18 protein-coding genes and 1 pseudogene are annotated in these 20,819 nt (G+C 63.5%); 5 read left to right on the forward strand and 14 right to left on the reverse strand.

Features of this window, described 5'->3' with window-relative positions:
- From RMN95_RS08455 to RMN95_RS08480, 6 genes and pseudogenes are all read right to left on the reverse strand, one after another.
- A pseudogene (locus RMN95_RS08455) lies at positions 1-239 on the reverse strand (hypothetical protein); the annotation flags it as partial.
- A complete protein-coding gene (locus RMN95_RS08460) occupies positions 226-1,056 on the reverse strand; it encodes a DUF58 domain-containing protein (protein ID WP_309616491.1) in 831 nt (276 codons plus the stop codon). The gene RMN95_RS08460 and the pseudogene RMN95_RS08455, both read right to left, overlap by 14 nt.
- Before the next feature lie 78 nt (positions 1,057-1,134).
- Positions 1,135-2,127: a MoxR family ATPase gene (locus RMN95_RS08465; protein ID WP_309616492.1), complete on the reverse strand. Its 993-nt coding sequence runs from the start codon at positions 2,125-2,127 to the stop codon at positions 1,135-1,137.
- A complete protein-coding gene (locus RMN95_RS08470; RefSeq protein ID WP_309616493.1) occupies positions 2,124-3,917 on the reverse strand; it encodes a proline--tRNA ligase in 1,794 nt (597 codons plus the stop codon). The genes RMN95_RS08465 and RMN95_RS08470 overlap by 4 nt, the downstream gene beginning before the upstream one ends.
- Before the next feature lie 77 nt (positions 3,918-3,994).
- Entirely contained in the window at positions 3,995-5,143 is a 1,149-nt protein-coding gene (gene ispG / locus RMN95_RS08475; protein WP_309616494.1) for a flavodoxin-dependent (E)-4-hydroxy-3-methylbut-2-enyl-diphosphate synthase, read from the reverse strand.
- A gap of 74 nt (positions 5,144-5,217) precedes the next feature.
- Positions 5,218-6,576, reverse strand: a complete 1,359-nt coding sequence (locus tag RMN95_RS08480) for a site-2 protease family protein (protein ID WP_309616495.1) — start codon at positions 6,574-6,576, stop codon at positions 5,218-5,220.
- 92 nt (positions 6,577-6,668) lie between these two features.
- On the opposite strand from RMN95_RS08480, the gene RMN95_RS08485 reads away from it, so the two are divergent.
- Complete coding sequence (locus tag RMN95_RS08485; protein WP_309616496.1) at positions 6,669-7,895, forward strand: serine/threonine-protein kinase; 1,227 nt, start codon at positions 6,669-6,671, stop codon at positions 7,893-7,895.
- The gene (locus RMN95_RS08490; protein WP_309616497.1) at positions 7,892-8,281 is read left to right on the forward strand and encodes a hypothetical protein; all 390 of its coding nucleotides are present in this window, start codon (positions 7,892-7,894) and stop codon (positions 8,279-8,281) included. Before RMN95_RS08485 ends, RMN95_RS08490 begins: the two co-directional genes overlap by 4 nt.
- On the opposite strand, the gene dxr is transcribed toward RMN95_RS08490, so the two are convergent.
- The 3 genes from dxr to RMN95_RS08505 form a co-directional block, all read right to left on the reverse strand.
- A complete protein-coding gene (gene dxr / locus RMN95_RS08495) occupies positions 8,278-9,360 on the reverse strand; it encodes a 1-deoxy-D-xylulose-5-phosphate reductoisomerase (protein ID WP_309616498.1) in 1,083 nt (360 codons plus the stop codon). The genes RMN95_RS08490 and dxr overlap by 4 nt on opposite strands.
- Positions 9,361-9,369: 9 nt before the next feature.
- Positions 9,370-10,356 carry an FKBP-type peptidyl-prolyl cis-trans isomerase gene (locus RMN95_RS08500; RefSeq protein ID WP_309616499.1) on the reverse strand — a complete coding sequence of 329 codons (987 nt, stop codon included), beginning with the start codon at positions 10,354-10,356 and terminating at the stop codon, positions 9,370-9,372.
- 68 nt (positions 10,357-10,424) lie between these two features.
- Complete coding sequence (locus RMN95_RS08505) at positions 10,425-10,895, reverse strand: OsmC family protein (protein ID WP_309616500.1); 471 nt, start codon at positions 10,893-10,895, stop codon at positions 10,425-10,427.
- 49 nt (positions 10,896-10,944) lie between these two features.
- On the opposite strand from RMN95_RS08505, the gene gabT reads away from it, so the two are divergent.
- Positions 10,945-12,288 (forward strand): 4-aminobutyrate--2-oxoglutarate transaminase, encoded by a 1,344-nt coding sequence (gene gabT, locus RMN95_RS08510; RefSeq protein ID WP_309616501.1) that lies wholly within the window; start codon positions 10,945-10,947, stop codon positions 12,286-12,288.
- A complete protein-coding gene (locus tag RMN95_RS08515; protein ID WP_309616502.1) occupies positions 12,285-13,262 on the forward strand; it encodes an asparaginase in 978 nt (325 codons plus the stop codon). The genes gabT and RMN95_RS08515 overlap by 4 nt, the downstream gene beginning before the upstream one ends.
- A 9-nt stretch (positions 13,263-13,271) precedes the next feature.
- On the opposite strand, the gene RMN95_RS08520 is transcribed toward RMN95_RS08515, so the two are convergent.
- From RMN95_RS08520 to RMN95_RS08535, 4 genes are read right to left on the reverse strand one after another with little or no spacing between them, the layout of a single operon-like run.
- Entirely contained in the window at positions 13,272-14,072 is an 801-nt protein-coding gene (locus tag RMN95_RS08520; RefSeq protein WP_309616503.1) for an ABC transporter permease, read from the reverse strand.
- Positions 14,069-14,983: an ABC transporter permease gene (locus RMN95_RS08525; RefSeq protein ID WP_309616504.1), complete on the reverse strand. Its 915-nt coding sequence runs from the start codon at positions 14,981-14,983 to the stop codon at positions 14,069-14,071. Before RMN95_RS08525 ends, RMN95_RS08520 begins: the two co-directional genes overlap by 4 nt.
- Positions 14,983-16,182 (reverse strand): ABC transporter ATP-binding protein, encoded by a 1,200-nt coding sequence (locus RMN95_RS08530; RefSeq protein ID WP_309616505.1) that lies wholly within the window; start codon positions 16,180-16,182, stop codon positions 14,983-14,985. The genes RMN95_RS08525 and RMN95_RS08530 overlap by 1 nt, the downstream gene beginning before the upstream one ends.
- Entirely contained in the window at positions 16,182-17,405 is a 1,224-nt protein-coding gene (locus tag RMN95_RS08535) for a spermidine/putrescine ABC transporter substrate-binding protein (protein WP_309616506.1), read from the reverse strand. The genes RMN95_RS08530 and RMN95_RS08535 overlap by 1 nt, the downstream gene beginning before the upstream one ends.
- A 184-nt stretch (positions 17,406-17,589) precedes the next feature.
- Here RMN95_RS08535 and ald point away from each other — a divergent pair, with 184 nt between their 5' ends.
- A complete protein-coding gene (gene ald / locus RMN95_RS08540) occupies positions 17,590-18,705 on the forward strand; it encodes an alanine dehydrogenase (protein WP_309616507.1) in 1,116 nt (371 codons plus the stop codon).
- A 9-nt stretch (positions 18,706-18,714) separates the two neighbouring features.
- On the opposite strand, the gene RMN95_RS08545 is transcribed toward ald, so the two are convergent.
- Positions 18,715-20,819, reverse strand: a 2,105-nt coding sequence (locus RMN95_RS08545) for an FtsK/SpoIIIE domain-containing protein (protein ID WP_309616508.1), incomplete at its 5' end; no start/stop codon positions are given.

A 20,819-nucleotide genomic window follows, 5' to 3' on the forward strand; every position in this document is an offset into this window, starting at 1 on the left:
CTCGCATGGGCGATACGCGTCTCGTCGATGAGCTGGAGGTAATGGGTGCGCACCGACTCCGTGGTGCGTGCAGTCGTTAGATCGACCTGCTCCGAGACCCGCTGGGGCACGCGGCTCGCCCGCGTCGAGACGAACAGGAACACGTACCACGCGGCCACCGCGAGTAGCAGCGCACATCCGATGATGCCCCACAAAGGCTGGTATGGCACCGGGGGCAAGAACTCGCTACCGTCTGGCATGTTTATGCGCCTCCAGCAACCGGAACAGCCCGGGGACTACTCCGGCTGAAGAAGTGATCCGGCGGCTCGAGATCGTGAGGCTGTCGAACAGCTCTTCCGATGTCACGGCTGCCGCGGTGATCGTGCTTCCAAACGCGACCCTGAGCGCCGCGTCCTCCCGCACAAAACTCGGCAGCTGCACAGAATCCGCCACGTCGTACATCCCGCTGCCCGCCCAGTCCGATCGCATGAGGTCCGCGTCAGCGATGGTAAGCCACAGTATCTCGTGCTGAACGGAGAGCCGTTTTACGAGTCGCTGTTCGGCTGCCGTAATGGGCCGGTCGTCCGCGATCACCATCACGATCATCCTGCGCCGAAACGTGCGCGCGACATACCCAAGCTGGTTGGCCAGATTACTCGCCTCGCCGCCGAGACTGGTCGATGAGTGGATGCGCTGCAACACACGCTCGAGGTGCGATTCCGTCAGCTCCGGGGCCATGAAGTGGGTGGACTCGGTCGTGCCGGTGACCAAAGCGACCCTGTCTCCATGGCGAATGGCGATGTAGCCGGCCGTGCCCGCCGCGAGAATTGCGAGGTCGCGTTTGACTTCCCCACTCTCGGCGAGCGCGGCCATGTCGCGGCCGGTATCGACCACCAACACCAACGTGTGCTTGCGGGAGGCAATATAGCGTTTGGTGAGCGGCGAGCCGTGGCGGGCCGTGGCCTTCCAGTCGATGTCTTTGAGCTCGTCGCCGGGAACGTACGGGCGAAGGTCGTCAAAATCCATGCTGCGGCCGTGGAAGACGGAGCGATACTCGCCCTCGATCAGTCCGCGCACTTTCCGATGCGCATGAATCGACAGCTTTGTCTTGACACGCCTCAGGAGGCTATCCACGTTGCGCTCGCCGCTCACCACTCAGGGCGCCTTCACCGACTCGAAGATTGCGTCGATGACCATCTCGGGCGAGATATTGTCGGCAATCGCTTCGAAGTTCAGGATGATGCGGTGCCTCAGTACGACGTGCCTGAGCTCTTTGACATCCTCCGGTATCACATGGTCGCGACCCTGCAACAGCGCCAAAGCCCGCGCCGCCCGGCTGAACGCGATGCTCGCCCTCGGGCTCGCGCCATACTCAATGCCGTCCGCCAGTACCTGCGAGATGTAGGTGGAGGCATGGCGCGTGATGTACACAGCAGAGACGATGTAATTGACGATGGATGCGTCGATGAAGACGTTCCTGACCGCACCCTGCAGAAATAGCACGTCGTCGATGGTGACCGACGGGCCTGGCGGTGCATCCTTCTCGTACACCCCCGCATCGATCCTGCCGATAATCTCGATTTCTTCGGCGAATTCGGGGTAGTCGAGCACCTCCTTGAGCAGGAATCGATCCAGTTGGGCCTCGGGCAGGTGATACGTGCCCTCCTGCTCGATCGGGTTCTGCGTGGCCAGGACGAGAAACGGCGTCGGCAGCGGGTAGACAGTGCCCCCGATCGATGTCTGGCGTTCCTGCATGGCCTCGAGCATCGCACTCTGGGTTTTCGCACTCGAGCGGTTGATTTCGTCGAGCAGTACGAAGTTGGCATGCACGGGGCCAAGCTGTGTCTCAAAAACCTGGCGGGTGTAGTCGAAGATCTGGGTTCCGATGATGTCGCTGGGCAACAGATCGGGGGTGCACTGGATGCGTGTGAACGAACCATTGACCGCATCGGAGATGGCCTGGGCCGCCGTCGTCTTGGCAAGCCCCGGCACGCTCTCCAGCAGCACGTGACCGCCCGTGAGAAGGCCTATGAGGAGGCTTCGCTTCAGGCTCGACTGCCCCACCACTTTGGCGGCAAAGGCGTCGCCGATCGTCGTCAGGAGTGCCTGCGCACGGGCCAGGTCGGCGGCCGGCAGGGTGCTGGTCATCCCTGTGCCACCAGGGCGGCACCCAACTCGTCGATGCCCACGGTGATGCGCTCGCCACTGGCGCGGTTCCACAGTTCGACGTTGCCCTCGGCCGCGTCGCGACCGACGACGACGATGAGGGGAACACCGAGCAGTTCCGCATCGCCGAATTTGACGCCGGGCGAGACTTTCGGCCGGTCGTCGAACAGCACGTCGAATCCACTGGCCTCAAGTGTTCCGACCAGCACTTCACCGATCGCCATGACGCTGGCATCCTTGCCCGCGACCACCACATGCACGTCGAACGGAGAAACGTTCTTCGGCCAGATGAGCCCCTTGCCATCGTTGTTACTCTCTGCGATCACCGCCAGGATGCGGGTCACGCCGATGCCGTACGAGCCCATCGTGACGGTGACGAGTTTGCCATTCTCGTCGAGTACTTTCAGCCCGAGAGCCTCGGCATACTTGCGCCCCAGCTGGAATACATGGCCGATCTCCATACCGCGCGCCAGCTCGACCGGTCCGGAGCCGTCGGGGGCAGGGTCCCCCGCGAGGACCGAAGCGACTTCGACAATTCCGTCGCCGGCGAAGTCACGACCCGCGACCAGCCCAAACACGTGCCTGCCGTGTTCGTTGGCGCCCGTAATCCAGCCCGTGCCATCAGACACCCTCGGGTCGAGCAGGAATCTAATGCCCGTCGTGGACCTGGCCGCTTCGCCGTCGGCGGTGCCACCGAGCACCGCTCCCCGCTCGGTCCAGGGGCCGATGTAGCCCTTCACGAGGCCGGGATGCTTCGCAAAATCCGCCTCGTTGGCGGCGTCGACAGCGGCGGGAGCAAAAGCCACCTCCGCGCGCTTGAGGTCGACATCCCGGTCACCGGGCAGCCCGACGACCACGATTTCCCGGGTTCCGTCAAGCGCCGTAAGCGCAAGGACGATGTTTTTAAGGGTGTCCGCCGCCGTCCAGGCACGACCATCCGGTCTCGGATGCCTGCGGTTCGCCACGTCAACCAGCGTCGCGATCGTGGGGGTATCCGGGGTGTCGAGCACCTCGGCCGGGGTGAGGCTCTCGAACGATCGCGCCGCTGGAGCGGGTGTGGTGAACGCCTCGACATTAGCCGCATATCCTTCCGCCGAGCGCACGAAAGTATCTTCACCAACCGGCGTGGGGTGCAGGAACTCCTCGCTTTTCGAGCCGCCCATCGCGCCGGCGTCGGCTTTCACGATCACGTATTCGAGACCGAGGCGCTGGAAGATACGCTCATAAGCATCCCGATGCTGTTGGTATGACACATCCAGACCGGCATCGGTGTAGTCGAACGAGTAGCTGTCTTTCATGGTGAACTCGCGACCGCGCAGCAGCCCGGCACGGGGGCGAGCCTCGTCACGGTATTTATCCTGGATCTGGTAGAGCGCCAACGGCAGGTCTTTATAGCTCGAGTACAGATCTTTCACGAGAAGTGTGAAAACCTCCTCGTGCGTCGGGGCCAGCAGGTAGTCCGCACCCTTACGGTCTTTCAGCCGAAAGAGGCCGTCGCCATACTCGGTCCAGCGATTGGTCGTCTCGTATGGCTCGCGCGGAAGAAGCCCGGGAAACAACACCTCCTGGGCGCCGAATGCCTCAAGCTCCTCCCGGATGATCGATTCGATCTTGCGTCGCACCTTCAGGCCGAGGGGCAGCCAGGCGAACACCCCAGGGGCCTGCCGACGAATGTAGCCCGCGCGCACCAGCAGTCGATGGCTGGCGACCTCAGCATCGACGGGATCTTCGCGGAGGGTACGGACAAAAAGCTGCGAAAGGCGAGTAGACACCAGCCCACTTTACCGGCGCGCACACCGACCACCTCAACTGCACCTGAGCTGTGTCTGGGGGGCTTTCCCCGGCGCGATCAGCTGGTCGTGACCAGTGGCGCGCCCACGGCTCCCGGCGGCATCTCGGCCGCGAGCCGATTGGCCTCCTCGATGAGGGTGGCGACGATGTCGGCCTCCGGGACCGTCTTGATGACCTCGCCCTTGACGAAGATCTGGCCCCGTCCGTTACCGCTGGCAACGCCGAGGTCGGCCTCACGGGCTTCCCCTGGGCCATTCACGACGCATCCCATCACCGCAACACGCAGGGGAACGGTCATCTTCTCAAGCCCGGCCGTGACATCGTTGGCGAGCTGGTACACGTCGACCTGTGCGCGCCCGCAACTCGGACACGACACGATCTCGAGCTTTCGTTCGCGGAGGTTGAGCGACTGCAGGATCTGCAGGCCCACCTTCACTTCCTGCACGGGCGGGGCCGAAAGCGAGACCCGGATAGTGTCGCCGATCCCCTCAGACAGCAGGATGCCGAATGCCGTTGCGCTCTTGATCGTGCCCTGGAATTCGGGGCCGGCTTCGGTCACGCCGAGGTGAAGCGGCCAGTCACCGCGCTCGGCGAGCTGTCGGTAGGCCTTGACCATGATCACCGGATCGTTGTGCTTGACCGAAATCTTGAAGTCGTGGAAGTCGTGTTCCTCAAACAGGCCCGCCTCCCACACGGCACTCTCGACGAGAGCCTCCGGGGTGGCCTTGCCATATTTTTGCAGGATGCTCGGCTCGAGGGATCCCGCATTGACGCCGATCCTGATGCTCACCCCGGCGGCCTTGGCGGCCGCCGCGATCTTGCCCACCTGATCGTCGAACTTGCGGATGTTCCCGGGGTTGACGCGCACCGCGCCGACACCCGCGTCGATCGCCGTGAACACATAGCGCGGCTGAAAATGGATGTCAGCGATCACCGGAAGCTGGCTCTTGGCCGCAATGATGTGCAGCACATCGGCGTCGTCCTGATGGGGAACGGCGACGCGCACGATGTCACACCCGGTGGCCGTGAGTTCGGCAATTTGTTGCAGAGTCGCGTTGATGTTGGTGGTCTGCGTCGTTGTCATGGACTGGACGCTCACCTGGGAGTCACTGCCGACTCCCACCTTGCCCACCATGATCTGACGGGTCTTGCGACGGGGAGTGAGGACTTCGGGAACCTTCGGCATACCGAGATTGATTGCTGGCACCAGGCCAGCTTACGCGGGCGCGGTCGTCACACGGGGGGCTTGCGCCGACGGCGAACGGGCTCCAGACACCTTGCCTAGAGAATTGAGATCGGCTTGACGATGTCTGCGTAGATCAGGATTGCGCTCATCACGATAAGGAGCGAGGCAACGACGAAAGTAAGGGGAATGATCTTTGCCGTATCGACCGGACCTGGATCCTTTCTGCCGAACAGCTTCGCGAGAAACCGGCGGATGCCCTCGAACAGCGCACCCGCGACATGCCCGCCATCCAGCGGCATCAAGGGCACGAGGTTGAAGACCATCAGGGCGACGTTCAACGAGGCGACCAGCCCTACCAGTGCAGAGGCACGCTCGATGATCGGAATGGTATTCAGGCTCGTGATCTCGCCGGCAAGTCGCCCCACGCCGACGACGCTGATCGGGCCATTGGGGTCACGCTCATCGGGTCCGAATGCCGCGTTGACGACGTCGATCATGCGTTGCGGTAGGTTCAGGATGAGGTGGGCCACCCGCGAGATATTGTCACCGACCGCAGGCAGCACGGCCGTGATGGGCTGCTGCACCACCTCGGTGGCCGAGCCGATCCCGAGAAAGCCGACCTGCTCGGTGACGGATGCGCCAGTATCGTCTTTCGACACGGCACCCTGCGCGTCGTAGACGTAGCGCTCGGTCAGGAGCGGGGATGCGGTGAGAGTGAGCTCGGAACCGTCGCGCTCGACCACTATGGTTAGATCCTTCGAGGCCGAGCTGCGGATAATCCCGGTCGCCTGTGCCCAACTGGTGATGGGCCTGCTATCCATGCTGATGATCCGGTCGCCGGGTTTCAGACCGGCAGCGAGTCCCGGAGCAGGTGACGAGTTTGTGCCGCATTCCTGCTGCTGGCTGGTGGCGGGAAGCACACATTTCGACACGCTTCCCACCGTGGTACTGGATTGGGCCAGGCCAAACCCGCACAGCAGCACGGCGTAGAGCACCACCGCGATGACGAGGTTCATGAACGGTCCACCCAGCATGATGATCACGCGTTTGTGGACCGGCAGCCGGTAAAAGGCGCGTTTCTCGTCAATGAGAGTCTGCGCACCAGTGGCCTCATCGGTGGCGACCATGGCGTCGGCGCTGGAGGTACGGGCATCCTGAACGAGGCTTTGCATCACCCCCGTCGTGGCCGTGCGCGCCTTTTCGCCGTCTTTCGCTGGCGGGAACATGCCCGCCATCGAGATGTATCCACCGAGCGGTATCGCCTTGAGACCGTATTCGGTCTCCCCTCGCCTGCGCGAGAAAAGAGTGGGGCCGAACCCGATCATGTACTGGCTTACTCGTACGCCGAAGAGTTTCGCCGGCACGAGGTGGCCGACTTCGTGGAGTCCGATGGAGACAGCAATCCCCACAACGATGACCACAACGCCAAGGATGTACAACAGAACGGTTTCCACGGGCTCATGTTAGCGTCGCGATCTCGGTAGCGCGCTGTGTGCGGGTTATGCCTCCCCGGTGTGCACGCGTCGGGATGGTTACGATGGCTGGTGTGGGAATAGCTGACGACGAAGCGACCGTCGAGTATTCGACTCCCGTCGAGCGAATCGTTGCAGGGCGCTACCGCCTCCAAGAGCTCCTCGGGCGCGGCGGCATGGCCTCGGTGTATCGGGCGGACGATGAATCGCTCGGTCGATCCGTCGCGATCAAGATTTTCCACGCCGGACTGGCCCATGCGCTGGATGCCCGGCGCCAGAGTGAAGAAACCAGCCTGCTCGCGAGCCTCAACCACCCAGGGCTCGTCACGCTGTTCGACGCCGTGGGCGACGGAGACGACAGCGTGCTCGTCATGGAATATGTCGACGGGATGGATCTCAGGGTGCGCATGCAGTCCGGGCCTCTCGACGCGAGAGCTGCTGCTCTCATCGGAGCCGATATCGCCGGGGCACTCGCCTACATCCACGGCAGGGGTGTCGTGCACCGCGATGTTAAGCCCGCGAACATTCTCCTCGTAAACGGCGCCAGCGACTCGAACCCCACTCATGCAAAACTCGCGGATTTCGGTATTGCCAGGCTCATCGACTCGACGCACCTCACCGCCACCGGATCCCTCATCGGAACCGCAAGCTACCTGAGCCCCGAACAGGCCGAAGGACGGGCGGTCGGCGCGCCCACCGACATTTACTCGCTGGCATTATCCCTACTGGAGGGTCTCACCGGCGAACGCGCGTTTCCCGGCAGCGCCGTGGAATCGACAGTGGCTCGACTGAACCGAGACCCGGCAATACCGAACGAATTCGGCCCGGCATGGGCCGAGCTCCTGCGTTCGGGAACCTCCCGCGACGCCGCCGCCCGCCCGACCGCCGAGGAGTTGGCGCGGAGACTGCGCCAGCTGGCCGGACCCGAGGCCACCCTCGTGCTTCCCGTCGCGGCGCCGGGCGTGGCGGGACACGCGAGCACCGACATCCCCACGGTCGCGATGGCGGCAGAAACTGCCCCAACCGTACTTTTCGGCTCGCCACCGCCCGACGAGGCTGAGACTCGAGTGACACGGCCTCGGGTTCGCGGCCGAGTGATTGCCGTCGTCGCTGCTCTCGGCATCGCTCTCGTCATCGTGGCGGTGGCAGCCGTCGGGCTCTGGTCGCTGCGTCCCGGGCAGGACGGCGACGCGACTGTCGGCACGACCAGCCCAAGCGACACCACCGCCGTCACGTACCCCGTCGTTGACGGCGACCTGGGTTCGCACCTCGAGCAATTACAAAAAAGTGTGGAGCCGTGATGCGGCGCGCAGCGGCCATCGTGATCGGAATGTGCGTGCTCCTCGCGGGGTGCGCGGCGTCACCCGACACGACGTACACGTCGGACACGGTGGCGACCCTGCAGACGAAGGTGCTCAGCGTGACGGATGCCGCGGCATCGGGTGATCCCGAATCCGCCCTAGCCCGACTCGACGAACTGCAGGCCACGCTGCTCGACGAATTCGCGAGGGGCACCGTCGACCAGGCCCGCTTCGACAGCATCAGCGCGGCGATCGACCTGGTTCGCGCTGACCTGGATCTGCTCATCAGCGAGCAGGCATCCGACGACGAGACCGAGCCGACTCCCTCAAACACCGATAAACCGGGTAAGCCCGATAAACCGGGCAAGCCGGGTAAAGACGACTAGCGAGCGGTCGCCAGGACTTTCTCTGCGTGCTCACGCGCCCAGCCCTCCGCCGCGTAGACGGCCTCGAGGCTCGAACCCTGCGGCTCATGAGCGTCGACAACAGCCCTGACCGTGTCGAGAATGTCAAGATAGCCAATGCGGCCGGCGTGAAAAGCGAGCACGGCCTGCTCGTTGGACGCGTTAAACACGGCGGGGAACGTCGAACCTGCCTCCCCCACCTGCTTCGCGAACGTCACCGCGGGAAACACCTCGTCGTCGAGCGGTTCGAAACTCCAGGTGCTGGAGGTGGTCCAGTCGAGCGGCGAACCCACGCCAGCAATACGGTTCGGCCAGTCAAGGCCCAGCGATATCGGCAGTCGCATATCGGGTGGGCTCGCCTGGGCGATTGTCGACCCGTCGCTAAACTCGACCATCGAGTGCACGATCGACTGAGGGTGCACCGTCACGTCGATCCGGTCGTAGGGCACATCGAAGAGAATGTGTGCCTCGATGACCTCGAGCCCCTTATTGACGAGGGTGGCCGAGTTCGTCGTCACCACGAGGCCCATGTTCCAGGTGGGATGCGCGAGCGCCTCGCCCGGCGTCACCTCACGCAGCGACTCACGGGTGCGACCGCGGAACGGACCACCGGATGCCGTCAACACCAGCCGGCGCACCTCACTGGGCTTGCCAGAGCGCAACGCCTGCGCGATCGCGGAATGCTCGGAGTCGACGGGGACAATCTGGCCGGGGCTGGCGAGCGCCGTGACGAGATCGCCGCCCACAATCAGGCTTTCCTTATTCGCCAGGGCGAGGATCGCACCTGACTTCAGCGCCGCGAGCGTGGGTGCCAGGCCCACGGAGCCGGTAATTCCATTGAGGATGACGTCGGCCGGGACATCCCGAACCAGCTCGCAAGCCTCGTCGACCCCCACCGCCGTGTGCTCGACGCCGAACGACGCCGCCTGTGCCATCATCGCCGCGCGATTGCTGCCCGCGGCAAGCCCGACCACCTCGAACAGGTCGGAATTGGCAGCGATGACATCGAGGGCCTGGGTTCCGATCGACCCGGTCGAACCCAGAATGATAACCCGGCGCATGCCTCGTTCCTAGCCGAGACCCAGGATGTCGACCACGAACACGAGGGTGTCGGTGCCACCGATCCCGGCGTCAGGTTGTCCTGCAGCACCATAGCCATCAGCCGGTGGGATGATCACGATGACCTGAGAGCCCACGGTCTGGCCCTCCAACGCCTTCGTGAAGCCCGAGATCACCTGCGCGGTGTTGAACGGGGAAGGCTTTCCGCGAGCCCAGCTCTCATCGAAGATCTTTTTCGTGTTCCAGTTGATGCCCTCGTAGTGCACGATGACGTCAGAGGCCGCCGGCACCACCGCTCCGTCACCCTTCTTCAGCAGGGCGATCTTCAGTTCGGTGGGGGGCGCCGCGTCGGTGATGGTGACCGTCGGGCGACCATCGTCAGCGAGTACGACGGTCGGGAACCCCTCGGTCGCAGGCTGGTCCGTACCGTTGGCCTTCGGCAGCGGCGGATCGGCAGGAGCAGCCGATGGGGTGGCGGCTTCGATCGATACGATGTCGGCGACCAGGATGATGTCCTGTCCTGGCTCGATACCCGATGCGGTGGAACCGGCTTCGCCGAAACTGTCGACGGGAGGAATGACGCCGACAACACGTGACCCGACGGTGGAGCACTGCAGCGTCTTCACGAACCCGGGGAGCAGGTCGCTCGTGAGTGGGAACGGCGTGAGTGTGGCATCCGTGTAATCGGTGCCCGGGATGCTGTCGCCCGTGGCACCGTTGAAAATCGAAAACTGCACAGAGACGGTATCGCCCTCGAGCGCCGTATCACCGTCGCCCTTGATTGCCACAGAGCGTTCGGTAGATTTCGCCGATGTGGGTGAATCGAACACGACGGTCGGCTTGCTGCCGAAGTCGCCCGTCACCTTGACGGCATCAGAGATCTTTCCTGATGGTGTCGGGGTGCAGTCTGCCGACCCGGCATCCGGCGAAGCAGGTGAGCACGCCGCGAGTGTGACGACGAGCCCGGCGGTGATGAGCATGGATGTTGCGATGCGCACGATGGCACCTTTCTGGTCGTAAGCCTGAGACAATCCTTGCGCAGTTTTCCTGAGCGAATTGTCAACAGTCACCGTTCGAGGATCGCCCGCGGCTCGTGGAGCACGGGAAAGTTGACCGAATTCGCGATAAAACACAGCGCGCTCGCCTCGGCGTGAATGGCTTGAGCTACCTCGGGATTGCCGGAACCGAGAGTCACGGCCGGCCTCAGGGTGACGGAAGTGAAGTGCCCACCCTCACCCACCTGTTGCATCGTGCCGGTGGCATCGTCGTGGTAGGAGGTCACGACGAGTCCGTGCTTGACCGCCACGTGAAGGTAGCTGAGCATATGGCACTGGCTGAGGGCGGCGAGTAACAGCTGTTCGGGATTCCACCGCTCGGGTGATCCCCGAAACGGCCCGTCAGCCGAGCCCATGATCGGGGGGTTTCCCTGCGCCGTCACCAGGTTGTCCCTGCCGTAGTCACGGTAGCCGGTCGTGCCCGTCCCGGTGTTCCCGGTCCACTCCACGCGCACGGCGTAGTGATGATCCTGATTCAGCATTCGAACCTCCGTAGCCACGTGGGTTTACTGCACGTAGGCTCGACATATTATGACTGACACCATGACCGCGACCGCGACTTCCATCGTTCAGGAGCGCAGGATTGTGACGGCGATTCCCGGTCCGAAATCGATCGCCCTGCAGCAGCGTCGCTTAGCCGTTGTGGCGGCGGGAGTGGCATCGGCGCTGCCGATCTTTGCCGAACGGGCGCACGGCGCAATCGTGGTGGATGTCGACGGCAACCACTTCATTGATCTTGGCGCCGGCATCGGCGTGATGACCATCGGTCATACCGATGAGGCCGTAGTGGCCGCGGCCGCGGAGCAGCTCGAACTGCTGACCCATGCGATGTTCACCATTACCCCGTATGAGGCATATGTTCGGGTGGCCGAACTGCTCGCCGAACACACGCCGGGCGACTTCCCCAAGAAGAGCGTATTGCTGAATTCGGGTGCCGAGGCGGTCGAGAACGCGGTGAAGATCGCACGACTATTTACGAGGCGCTCCGGTGTCGCCGTGCTCGATCACGCGTACCACGGTCGTACCAATCTCACGATGGCGATGACCTTCAAGGCAATGCCGTACAAGACCGGTTTTGGCCCCTTTGCCCCCTCGATCTTCCATGCGCCCGGATCGTATCCCTTCCGCGACGGGCTCAGCGGGGCCGAAGCCGCGGCCCGCACAATCACCTATCTGGAGAAATCGGTCGGAGCCTCAGACCTGGCGTGTGTGGTCGCCGAGCCCATCCAGGGCGAAGGGGGTTTCGTCGTTCCGGCGGACGGGTACCTCGTGGCCTTGCAGCACTGGTGCACGGCCAATGGTGTGGTCTTCATCGCCGACGAGGTCCAGAGCGGTATGGCCAGAACGGGAAAGTATTTTGCAAGCGAGCATTTCGGGCTTGAGCCCGACATGGTGATCTCCGCGAAAGGCATCGCGGGTGGGCTGCCGATTTCGGCGGTCACCGGTCGAGCCGAGATTATGGATGCCCCGCATCCCGGTGGCCTGGGGGGGACCTTTGCGGGAAACCCGGTCGCGGCCGCCGCGGCCATCGCCGTGTTCGGTGAGATCGAGCGTCGAAACCTGCTGGCAGAGGCATCCCGCATCGAATCAATCCTGAAGCCTGCTCTGCGCGCACTCGCGCTCAAGCACCAGATCATCGGCGACGTTCGCGGCATTGGAGCGATGATCGCGATTGAATTGGTGCAGCACGGTTCCCTGGAACCGAATCCGGCGGCAGTGGCCGCGGTGACGGCCTATGCCGCGCGCCACGGCGTGATCCTGTTATCTGCGGGAACATTCGGCAACGTGATCCGGTTCCTGCCGAGTCTGGCGATCAGTGACGAACTGTTGCGCGAGGCGATCGGCGTTATCGACGACGCATTCGCAAGCCTGTGACGGCTCCTGAGTCGACGAGCCCCCTCGGCACAGAGGGGATCGTGGAACTTGCGGTGCTCGAACGATCGGGAATGATCGAATCACGCCACCTCGGCGCGGCCATCGTGGTCGCAGCGGACGGGTCAGTCCTTCGCGAGCTCGGGGACAGCTCGGAGCTGGTGTTTGGTCGATCGACACTAAAGTTTCTGCAGGCGCTGACCCTACTGCGACTCGGGGTGCGTCTTGACGGCGAGCAGCTGGTGCTGGCCGCCGCGAGCCACCAGGGCACCGATCGCCACATCGCGGTGGTTGAGCTGATTCTCGAGCGTGCTGGGCTCGGCCGTGAATCGCTGCAGTGTCCGCCCGATTTTCCGCTGGATGCCGCGACCCGTCACCAGGCCACGACGCGACGACGCATCACGATGAACTGCTCTGGCAAGCACGCCGCCTTCCTGCTCGCCTGTGTGCGTAACGACTGGCCCACCTCCAGCTATCTCGATCCGGCACATCCTCTCCAGCTCGTGATCCGCGCCACGGTCGAGGAGTTCACTGGCGAGCCTGTCGAGCGCGTCGGTGTTGACGGCTGCGGTGCCCCTGTATTCACCGTGACGTTATTGGGGCTGGCCCGGTCGATGGCGCGGCTTCTCGACGACCCCGATGGCGCCCGCCTGGTCGCGACAGTGCGGGCGCACGCGTGGGCTTTGGACTCCCCTGCGATCGCTACCGCAATCGATGAACTGGGCGTGGTCGCCAAGAATGGTGCGGAGGGCGTGTTCGTGGCATTGGCCCCGAACGGCAGCGCCGTTGCGCTCAAAGTCATCGACGGCAGCACGCGCGCCTCAATCGCTGTGGGGCTGGCACTACTGGCCTCGACCGGTGCGCTGGATGCCGAAGCCACGGCATCGGTCATCGCAGCCACCACTGAACAGGTGCTCGGCGGCGGCGCTCGGGTCGGCGCATTGCGCGTGGCTGATGCCATCGCCAGCTCCGGCTAACAGCCCCGGTCAGGAATGGGTCGCGAACCGCTTTCGCCGGGCGGCCGCGGTGAGCTGGCTGACGATCACCAGTATCAGCGCGAAGAGAAAGACAACCGACGCAATGACGTTGGCCTCGGGTGGCATCCCCTTCGCCGCCGCCGTGTACACGAACACCGGGAACGTCTCCACGCCGCCATTATTGAAGCGAGTAATGATGAAGTCGTCGAAGCTGAGGGCGAACGACAGCAGCGCGGCCGCGGTGATCCCGGGCAGCAGCAGGGGCAGTGTGATCTTCATGAATACCTGCGCTGACGAACCATACAGGTCTCGACCAGCCTCTTCGAGTGCAGGGTCCAGGCTGGCCACACGGGCCTTCACCGTCACCACCACGAAGCTGAGGCAGAACAAAGCGTGGGCGACAATGATCGTTCCGAGGCCCTTCGGAACGCCCGCGCTGAGAAACTGAGCAGCGAGCCCCGCGCCGAGCACAACCTCGGGCGTCGCCATGGGCAGAAACAGCAGCAGGCTCACGGCCGACCGGCCTCGGAACCTGAATCGCACGAGGGCGATAGCCATGAGCGTCCCCAGCACCGTGGCGATCACGGTGGCGACAACGCCGACGAAGATGCTCGTCACGAAGGCCGCACAGACGCCCTGCGCGTTGCAGACGTTGGTCCAGTTGTCCAGGGTGAATCCGACCCAGACGATATTCGATTTGACCGAATCGTTGAAGGAGAACACGAAGGTATACACGATCGGCACGAGCAGGAAAACCAGTGCAAGCGCGCTGTATAACGGAAGGAGCCACTTACCCAGCGAGAGCTTCACAGCAGGTCCTCCGTGCCCGAACGCTTAACGTAGATGCCGACAATCAACAGGATGAGCCCCATCAGAAGCACCGACAGGGCGGACGCCTGTGGATAGTTCAGCAACGAAATGAACTGTGTCTCAATGACATTACCGACCATCTGGGTTTGCGCTGATCCGAGAAAACTGGCGCTGGCATTGATGTAATCACCGGATGCCGGAATGAACGTGAGCAGCGTTCCCGAGACGATTCCGGGAAGCGACAGCGGTATCGTGACGCGCCAGAACGTCGAGACCGGGCTGGCGTAGAGGTCGGAACCGGCCTCGAGGTATCGGGTGTCCAGTCGTTCGAGTGTTGTGTAGATCGGAAGTGTCATGAAGGGGATGAAGTTGTACGTCAGCCCGAAGATCACCGAAAATGCCGTGCCGGTGAGGTGGCCGTCGGCCGGGAGGATCGTGAGCGCCTTCAGGAGCGATACGATCCCCGAATCATCCGACATCAATTGCTTCCACGCGAGGGTCCTGAGCAGGAATGAAATGAAGAACGGGGCAATGACCAGCGTCAGCATCAGCGCCTGCAGTAGCGGCCACGGTCGCGCCTTCACCCCGATGAAGTAGGCCAGCGGATAGCTGATGACCAGCGCAAAGAAGGTCGCCGCAATCGCGTAGCCGAACGCTCGGAGGAAATGCGGCCAGTAGGCGCCGATGACCGCCGCGTAGTTCTCGATCTTGACAGCCGCCTGGTACTGCCCCACGTCACCGAACTCGACGGGCGCCTGGAGGGAGGTTAGGACCAACGACACCAGTGGTGTGAGAAAGAACAGAGCGAGATAGGCGAGGCCTGGCAGGAGCAGGATGATGGCCACCGGCGACTTCCGTCTCGGCGCATGCTCTGTGGGGGTCGCACTCGACCCGAACGCTGCGAACGCCACTAGCTCTCCTCGATCTCCGCGAGAAGCTCATGCCTGGTCTGCATGGCGATGGTTGCCGTGTCGGTGTCGGCAGAGAACTTGGGGGCATACTCGGGCTCGTCGGCGAGACCGAAACCGTGCTCGATGTTCCACGACACCCATGCCTGCGAGCCGACATTGGCGACCGGACCGAACACCATATTCTGCGCGAACACGGTGATGAGCCCCAGGCCAGGCACGGCGATCTGATACTGGGTGCTAACACCGCTGAACGAGACATCGGTTACCCGACCCGGGCCGAGCACGTTGGTGCCCGAGTTCCGGCTCGGGGCAACGGTGTGCAGGATGAGTTTTTCAGGACGGACGCCGATCGTCACCTCGCCGGTGTGGCGCTGCGCCCGATCCTGGGGTACTTCGAGCTTGACTCCCCCGATGTCGACCACGATCGAGCTGCCGACGCTTGAGGTGACGGGGCCGGTGAACAGGTTCGACTGGCCGAGAAAGTTGGCGACGAATGCGGTGCGTGGCAACTCATAGAGTTCCTCAGGAGCACCCATCTGCTCGATGCGTCCCTTATTCATCACCGCAACGGTGTCGGCCATGGTCATGGCCTCCTCCTGATCGTGCGTGACATGCAGGAAGGTGAGGCCAACCTCGTTCTGGATCGACTTGAGTTCGAGCTGCATCTGGCGGCGCAGCTTCAGGTCGAGTGCGCCGAGCGGCTCATCCAGCAACAGAAGGGCCGGGCGATTGACCACGGCTCGGGCGAGGGCGACTCGCTGCTGCTGGCCGCCGGAGAGCTGCTGTGGCTTGCGAACCGCGAGGTGATCCAGCTCGACCAGTCGAAGAGCCTCGTGTGCCTTCCCGAGTGCATCACCGATGCCGCGACGGCGAAGGCCGAACGCGACATTCTCGAGCACGGTCATGTGTGGGAATAGCGCGTAGCTCTGGAAAACGGTATTCACGGGTCGCCTGAACGACTTCGTGTCGGTGACATCCTTGCCGCCGATCAGGATGCGTCCGGCCGTCGGCTGTTCGAGCCCTGCCACGAGTCGCAATGTCGTGGTCTTGCCACACCCGGACGGGCCGAGGAGGGCAAAGAACGAGCCGGCCGGGATGCGCAGGTCGAGATCGTCGATGGCGGTGAAACCGGGAAAGCGCTTATTGATCCCGACCAGTTCGAGATCGGCACCCGCCTCAGCGAAGGCGCTTTGCGCCATCAGGCACCAAGCTTGACGCGCTGGAACTCGGCATTGAACGCCTGGTCGTCAGCGGAGTCGAGAGTGCGGAAGATGTGCGAGTTGCTGAGCGTGTCCTCGTCAGGGAAGATCAGCTGGTTGTCTGCAACTTCGGGGTATTTCTCGGCAGCAACTTCCTTTGCTCCGACAACGGGAGTGATGTAGTTGACCCACGCCGCAACCTCTGCCGCAACTTCGGGCTCGTAGTAGTAGTTCATGAGGGTTTCGGCGTTCTTCTTCCGTGGCGATCCCATCGGCACGACAAAGGTGTCGCCCCACAGAGTGCCGCCCGAATCCGGGAGCGCGAATTTCCACTTCTCGAATCCCGCCTCGGCGTTGAGCACGGTGATGTCACCGGACCAGGCAATCGCGGCGATCGCGTCACCCGACACGAAGTCCTGCATGTATTCGTTGCCCTTGATGCCTGAGATTTGGCCCGAGGTCACCTGCTTCTCGAGAACGGCGATGGCCTTCGAGAACTCATCCATCCCCCAATCGCCCGATGAAATGTCAACGCCGTCCGCCAGCATGAGAAGACCCATGGTGTCGCGCATCTCGCTGAGCACGGTCACTTTGCCCTTGAGACTGACATCCCAAAGGTCTTCGACGTTCTTCAGCCCCGCGGGAAGCTCTTCGGTGTTCCACGCAATCCCTGCGAATCCGTTTTGCCATGGCAGAGACATCATGCGACCCGGGTCGAAGTCTGGGTTTAGCAGTGCCGGCGCGAGATTGGACTTGTTCGGGATGTTGGCGGCATCCAGTTCCTGGACGTACTTGAACCGGATGAGTCGGGCGACCATCCACTCGGTAAGGCAGAACGTGTCAGCTCCGGTGGCCTGGCCGAGGGCCAGCTGATCCTTGATGGTGCCGTAGTAGGTGTTGTTGTCGTCGATGTCGATCTTGTAGTCGACGGTGATGCCGAGCGTGTCCTGGAAGTTGATGAGCGTGGGGTATCCCCCATCATCGTTTTCGTCGATATAGGCGGGCCAGTTCGACCAGGTCAGAGTCTTGTCAGCGTCTGACACATCCACGGCGGGCTTGGGGGCGCTGCCACCCGCAGGCGCGCACGCCGCGAGCGCCATCGCTGTCGCACCAATACCAGCACCCTGCAGAAGATGGCGCCGGCTCAACTGCGATCTCCTCGCCTGGGCCACAAGCTGGCGGATGATCGGATCCTCGGGAAGTGACTTCGGCAGTGATGTCATCGGGTGCAACTCCTTCGCGCGTTGCTCGATACTCGCACACGACGCCCGCCAGTCACAGCCCCCAAAGGGCAAAGGGCCTATTTCGTAACATAAATTTCACGAAATCAGCATCAAAATGGTCGATTCTGTGCGGAATCAATGGTCAGGACTAGTTAACGCCACGCTTCGCTACTACGCTGGGCGCATGAGAGTGGCTGTCCCCAGGGAAATCAAGAACAACGAGTTTCGCGTCGCAATTACTCCGGCGGGAGTGCACGATCTTGTGTCTCACGGCCACGAGGTGCTCGTGGAAACCGGCGCCGGCCTTGGCTCGTCGATTGCCGACGATGCCTACCGCGCCGCCGGTGCATCCATCTCACCGGATGCGACCACCACCTGGGGCTCGGCAGAGCTGCTCCTGAAAGTCAAGGAGCCGGTCGCGTCCGAATACGGGCACTTTCGGGACGACTTGCTACTGTTCACGTACCTGCACCTTGCCGCCGAACCCGAGCTCACTGCGGCCCTGGTGCGCTCATCCGTCACGGCGATCGCCTACGAGACGGTCCAGTTGCCCACCCGAGCGCTGCCGCTGCTTGCCCCCATGAGCGAAGTGGCAGGCAGGCTCGCTCCCATCGTCGGCGCCAATGCCATGATGAAACCCAACGGCGGCCCCGGGCTGCTGGTGCCCGGCGTTCCCGGTACCCACCCGGCTCAGGTCGTGGTTCTCGGCGGTGGGGTAGCAGGCACCAACGCCGTCTCGGTGGCGGTAGGTCTTGGCGCAGACGTGACCGTGCTCGACACAAACATCCAGCGACTCCGCGAACTGGACGCCCAGTACGCCGGCAGAATCAAGACCATCGCCTCTAACAGCTTCGAGATTGAGCGGGCGCTTCTGACTGCCGACCTGGTCATCGGCTCTGTACTCGTGCCCGGTGCCAAGGCACCGAAACTTGTCAGCAATGACCTGGTGTCACGGATGAAGCCCGGCAGCGTGCTCGTCGACATCGCGGTTGACCAGGGCGGCTGCTTCGCGGACACCCGCCCGACGACCCACGCTGACCCCACTTTCACCGTCCACGGCTCGCTGTTCTATTGCGTTGCCAACATGCCGGGGGCCGTGGCGAACACATCCACTTTCGCCCTGACGAACGCGACATTGCCCTACGTCAGGTCGATCGCGAACCTCGGCTGGAAGGACGCACTTCGCGCAGACGCGGCCCTGGCTCTCGGGCTGAACACCTTCGCGGGGGCAGTGGTGAACTTGCAGGTCGCCGAAGCTCACGGCATCCAACACACACCCATCGCCTCGGTTCTTCTCTGACCTCGGCCGTCAGACAGCAGCGAATGGCAGCCTTACTTTGGTCGCACCGGATTCGTCGTCGCGCCACACGACGCCGGTCAGGCCGGTAAGCGGTGGGGGCAGGTCCCTCGACCGAGTGAGGGCTCGGTAATCGGCGATCGTGCAGCGATCAAACATGATCTCAGCTACCGGTCTCAGGGTGGGCAGGAACCCCCAGCGGGACTGCCATTGCTCGACGTCGCCGAGAATCACGCGGCCGCCGCGCAGATCGGTCTCGGCTTCGCCCGGAACCAACTCCGCTAGCGACATCACCTCGAGACCCGCGGCATCCAGCAGCCCCCTGAGGGTCGTGACACGCGAGGTAACGATTGCCCAGGGTCGGTCCCCTGACGCTGCGGGGATCGCCGCCGCGGGGGTGGCACATAATGGCTCAGGGTCGTTCACTACCTGCACGCGGTTGCCGCGCCATGTTCCACCGCCGGGCGGCAGAGCGGGGTCGTAGTCCGCGCTGTCAGCTCCCGCCAGAACAAAATCGGATTTGTGCGCATGACGCAGCATCAGCCGGGCAGGAACCAGGCTCGCGAGGGGATTAATATCTGCGGTCAACCGCTGGGCCGCAAGAACTATGCTCATTCCCCGTGCCGGACCATCCCGCAGGAGCACCCCCAGGCGGGCCGCGAATGCGTCACGATAGTCGAGCGGAAACCGAGCCAACAGCGAATCGAGATCGTCAATGGCCACAACGACGTCCCTCGCGGTGTCAAGCCCCTCGACCACGTCCCACGCACCGACCACGTCTGACGGGACCAGAATGCCAGTGAGGGCGATCGCGGCCAGAGCTGTCGACTTTCCGCTGCGTGCAGCACCGAGGATCATGACGTGGCCATCGCGCGCAGCATCCCATCCCGCTGTTGATCGGCGCTGCTCCTGCGGCACATCCGCTAAACCGAACGCGACCTCGCCTTCGGCTCCGACGAGCCCGTGGCGACTCACCCGTAGCGGCAACGGCTCGCACCACGGTCTGCGCGGTGCGGGCTCGTCACCCCAGGCCTGTGCCACGGCCTCCACATCCTGCGGGCTCGCGATGGCGAACTGCACGAGCCTGGGCTCGTCGCCCGCGCGCGCCACCATGCCGCGACCCAGGGCGCTCGCGGGAAGGCGTGCGGCTACATCGGTACCAATCACCGCCGAGCTGTCGGCGCGGTTATTGACCCGCAGTGAGATTCGCAGATCGGTGTTGGCGAGAACTCCATCCCGCACAATTCCCGCTGGCCGCTGCGTACACAGGATCACATGCACCCCGAGGGAGCGCCCTCGCGAGGCGATATCCGCAAACAGTGGATGAAGGTCGGGGTGATCGGCGAGCATGGCGGCAAACTCGTCTGCCACGATCACCAGCCTCGGCATGCTCCCTGGTCCATCGGCAGGGAGTTGACGGATGTCGCGGGCACCCGTCGCCGCCAGCATCCGCTCGCGGAATGTGAGTTCGGCCCGCAGGCTCGCGAGCGCCCTGGCTGCTTCGGTGGCGTCCAGGTCGGTGATGACACCGACCGTGTGAGGAAGTCGCGTGAGGGAATCGAAAGCAGAGCCGCCTTTGAAGTCCATGAGCAGGAAGTTGATGCGACCGGGTGGATTGCGGGCCGCGAGTGCAAGCACCCACGAAATCAACAACTCGCTCTTACCGCTGCCCGTGGTGCCACCAACCACGGCGTGAGGCCCATGCGCGACGAGGTCGATGACCACCGGCCCATCCGCGTCCGCAGCGAAGGCGACTGCCGTCGACGGCCCAGAATCGAGATCTGTGTTGTGCAGCCGGAGCATCGGCGCGAGCAATACTGTGTCCGGCACGGCGTGTCCGGCCGAGACGAGACCATCCCTGGTCGCTTCCCGGAGGGCCTGTCGGGCCCAGATAATCGCCGACTCCCGCGACACCACTGTCGATCTCACCGGGCGCCGCTGCCCACGATCAGGATGCTGCACGATCTCACCGATCCGGTCATCCCCGACCCTGATCACTACGCGGCATTCTCCGGGCAAGTCGCTCTCATGCCGGGCAAGAGCGACCATTGCAACGACGCGATCGTCGTCGACCTGGCCGAATTCGACGACGTGTCCGGTGCGCGCCGGTCGCTGAT

It is taken from the genome of Salinibacterium sp., assembly GCF_031364185.1.
Taxonomy (GTDB): Bacteria; Actinomycetota; Actinomycetes; order Actinomycetales; family Microbacteriaceae; genus Rhodoglobus.

What these genes read in the sequence shown, in the direction of transcription:
- RMN95_RS08535 (WP_309616506.1), bottom strand. Translation starts at nt 17,405, where the DNA reads ATGACATCACTGCCGAAGTCACTTCCCGAGGATCCGATCATCCGCCAG.
- RMN95_RS08465 (WP_309616492.1), bottom strand. Translation starts at nt 2,127, where the DNA reads ATGACCAGCACCCTGCCGGCCGCCGACCTGGCCCGTGCGCAGGCACTC.
- RMN95_RS08505 (WP_309616500.1), bottom strand. Translation starts at nt 10,895, where the DNA reads ATGCTGAATCAGGATCATCACTACGCCGTGCGCGTGGAGTGGACCGGG.
- gabT (WP_309616501.1), top strand. Translation starts at nt 10,945, where the DNA reads ATGACTGACACCATGACCGCGACCGCGACTTCCATCGTTCAGGAGCGC.
- dxr (WP_309616498.1), bottom strand. Translation starts at nt 9,360, where the DNA reads ATGCGCCGGGTTATCATTCTGGGTTCGACCGGGTCGATCGGAACCCAG.
- ald (WP_309616507.1), top strand. Translation starts at nt 17,590, where the DNA reads ATGAGAGTGGCTGTCCCCAGGGAAATCAAGAACAACGAGTTTCGCGTC.
- RMN95_RS08530 (WP_309616505.1), bottom strand. Translation starts at nt 16,182, where the DNA reads ATGGCGCAAAGCGCCTTCGCTGAGGCGGGTGCCGATCTCGAACTGGTC.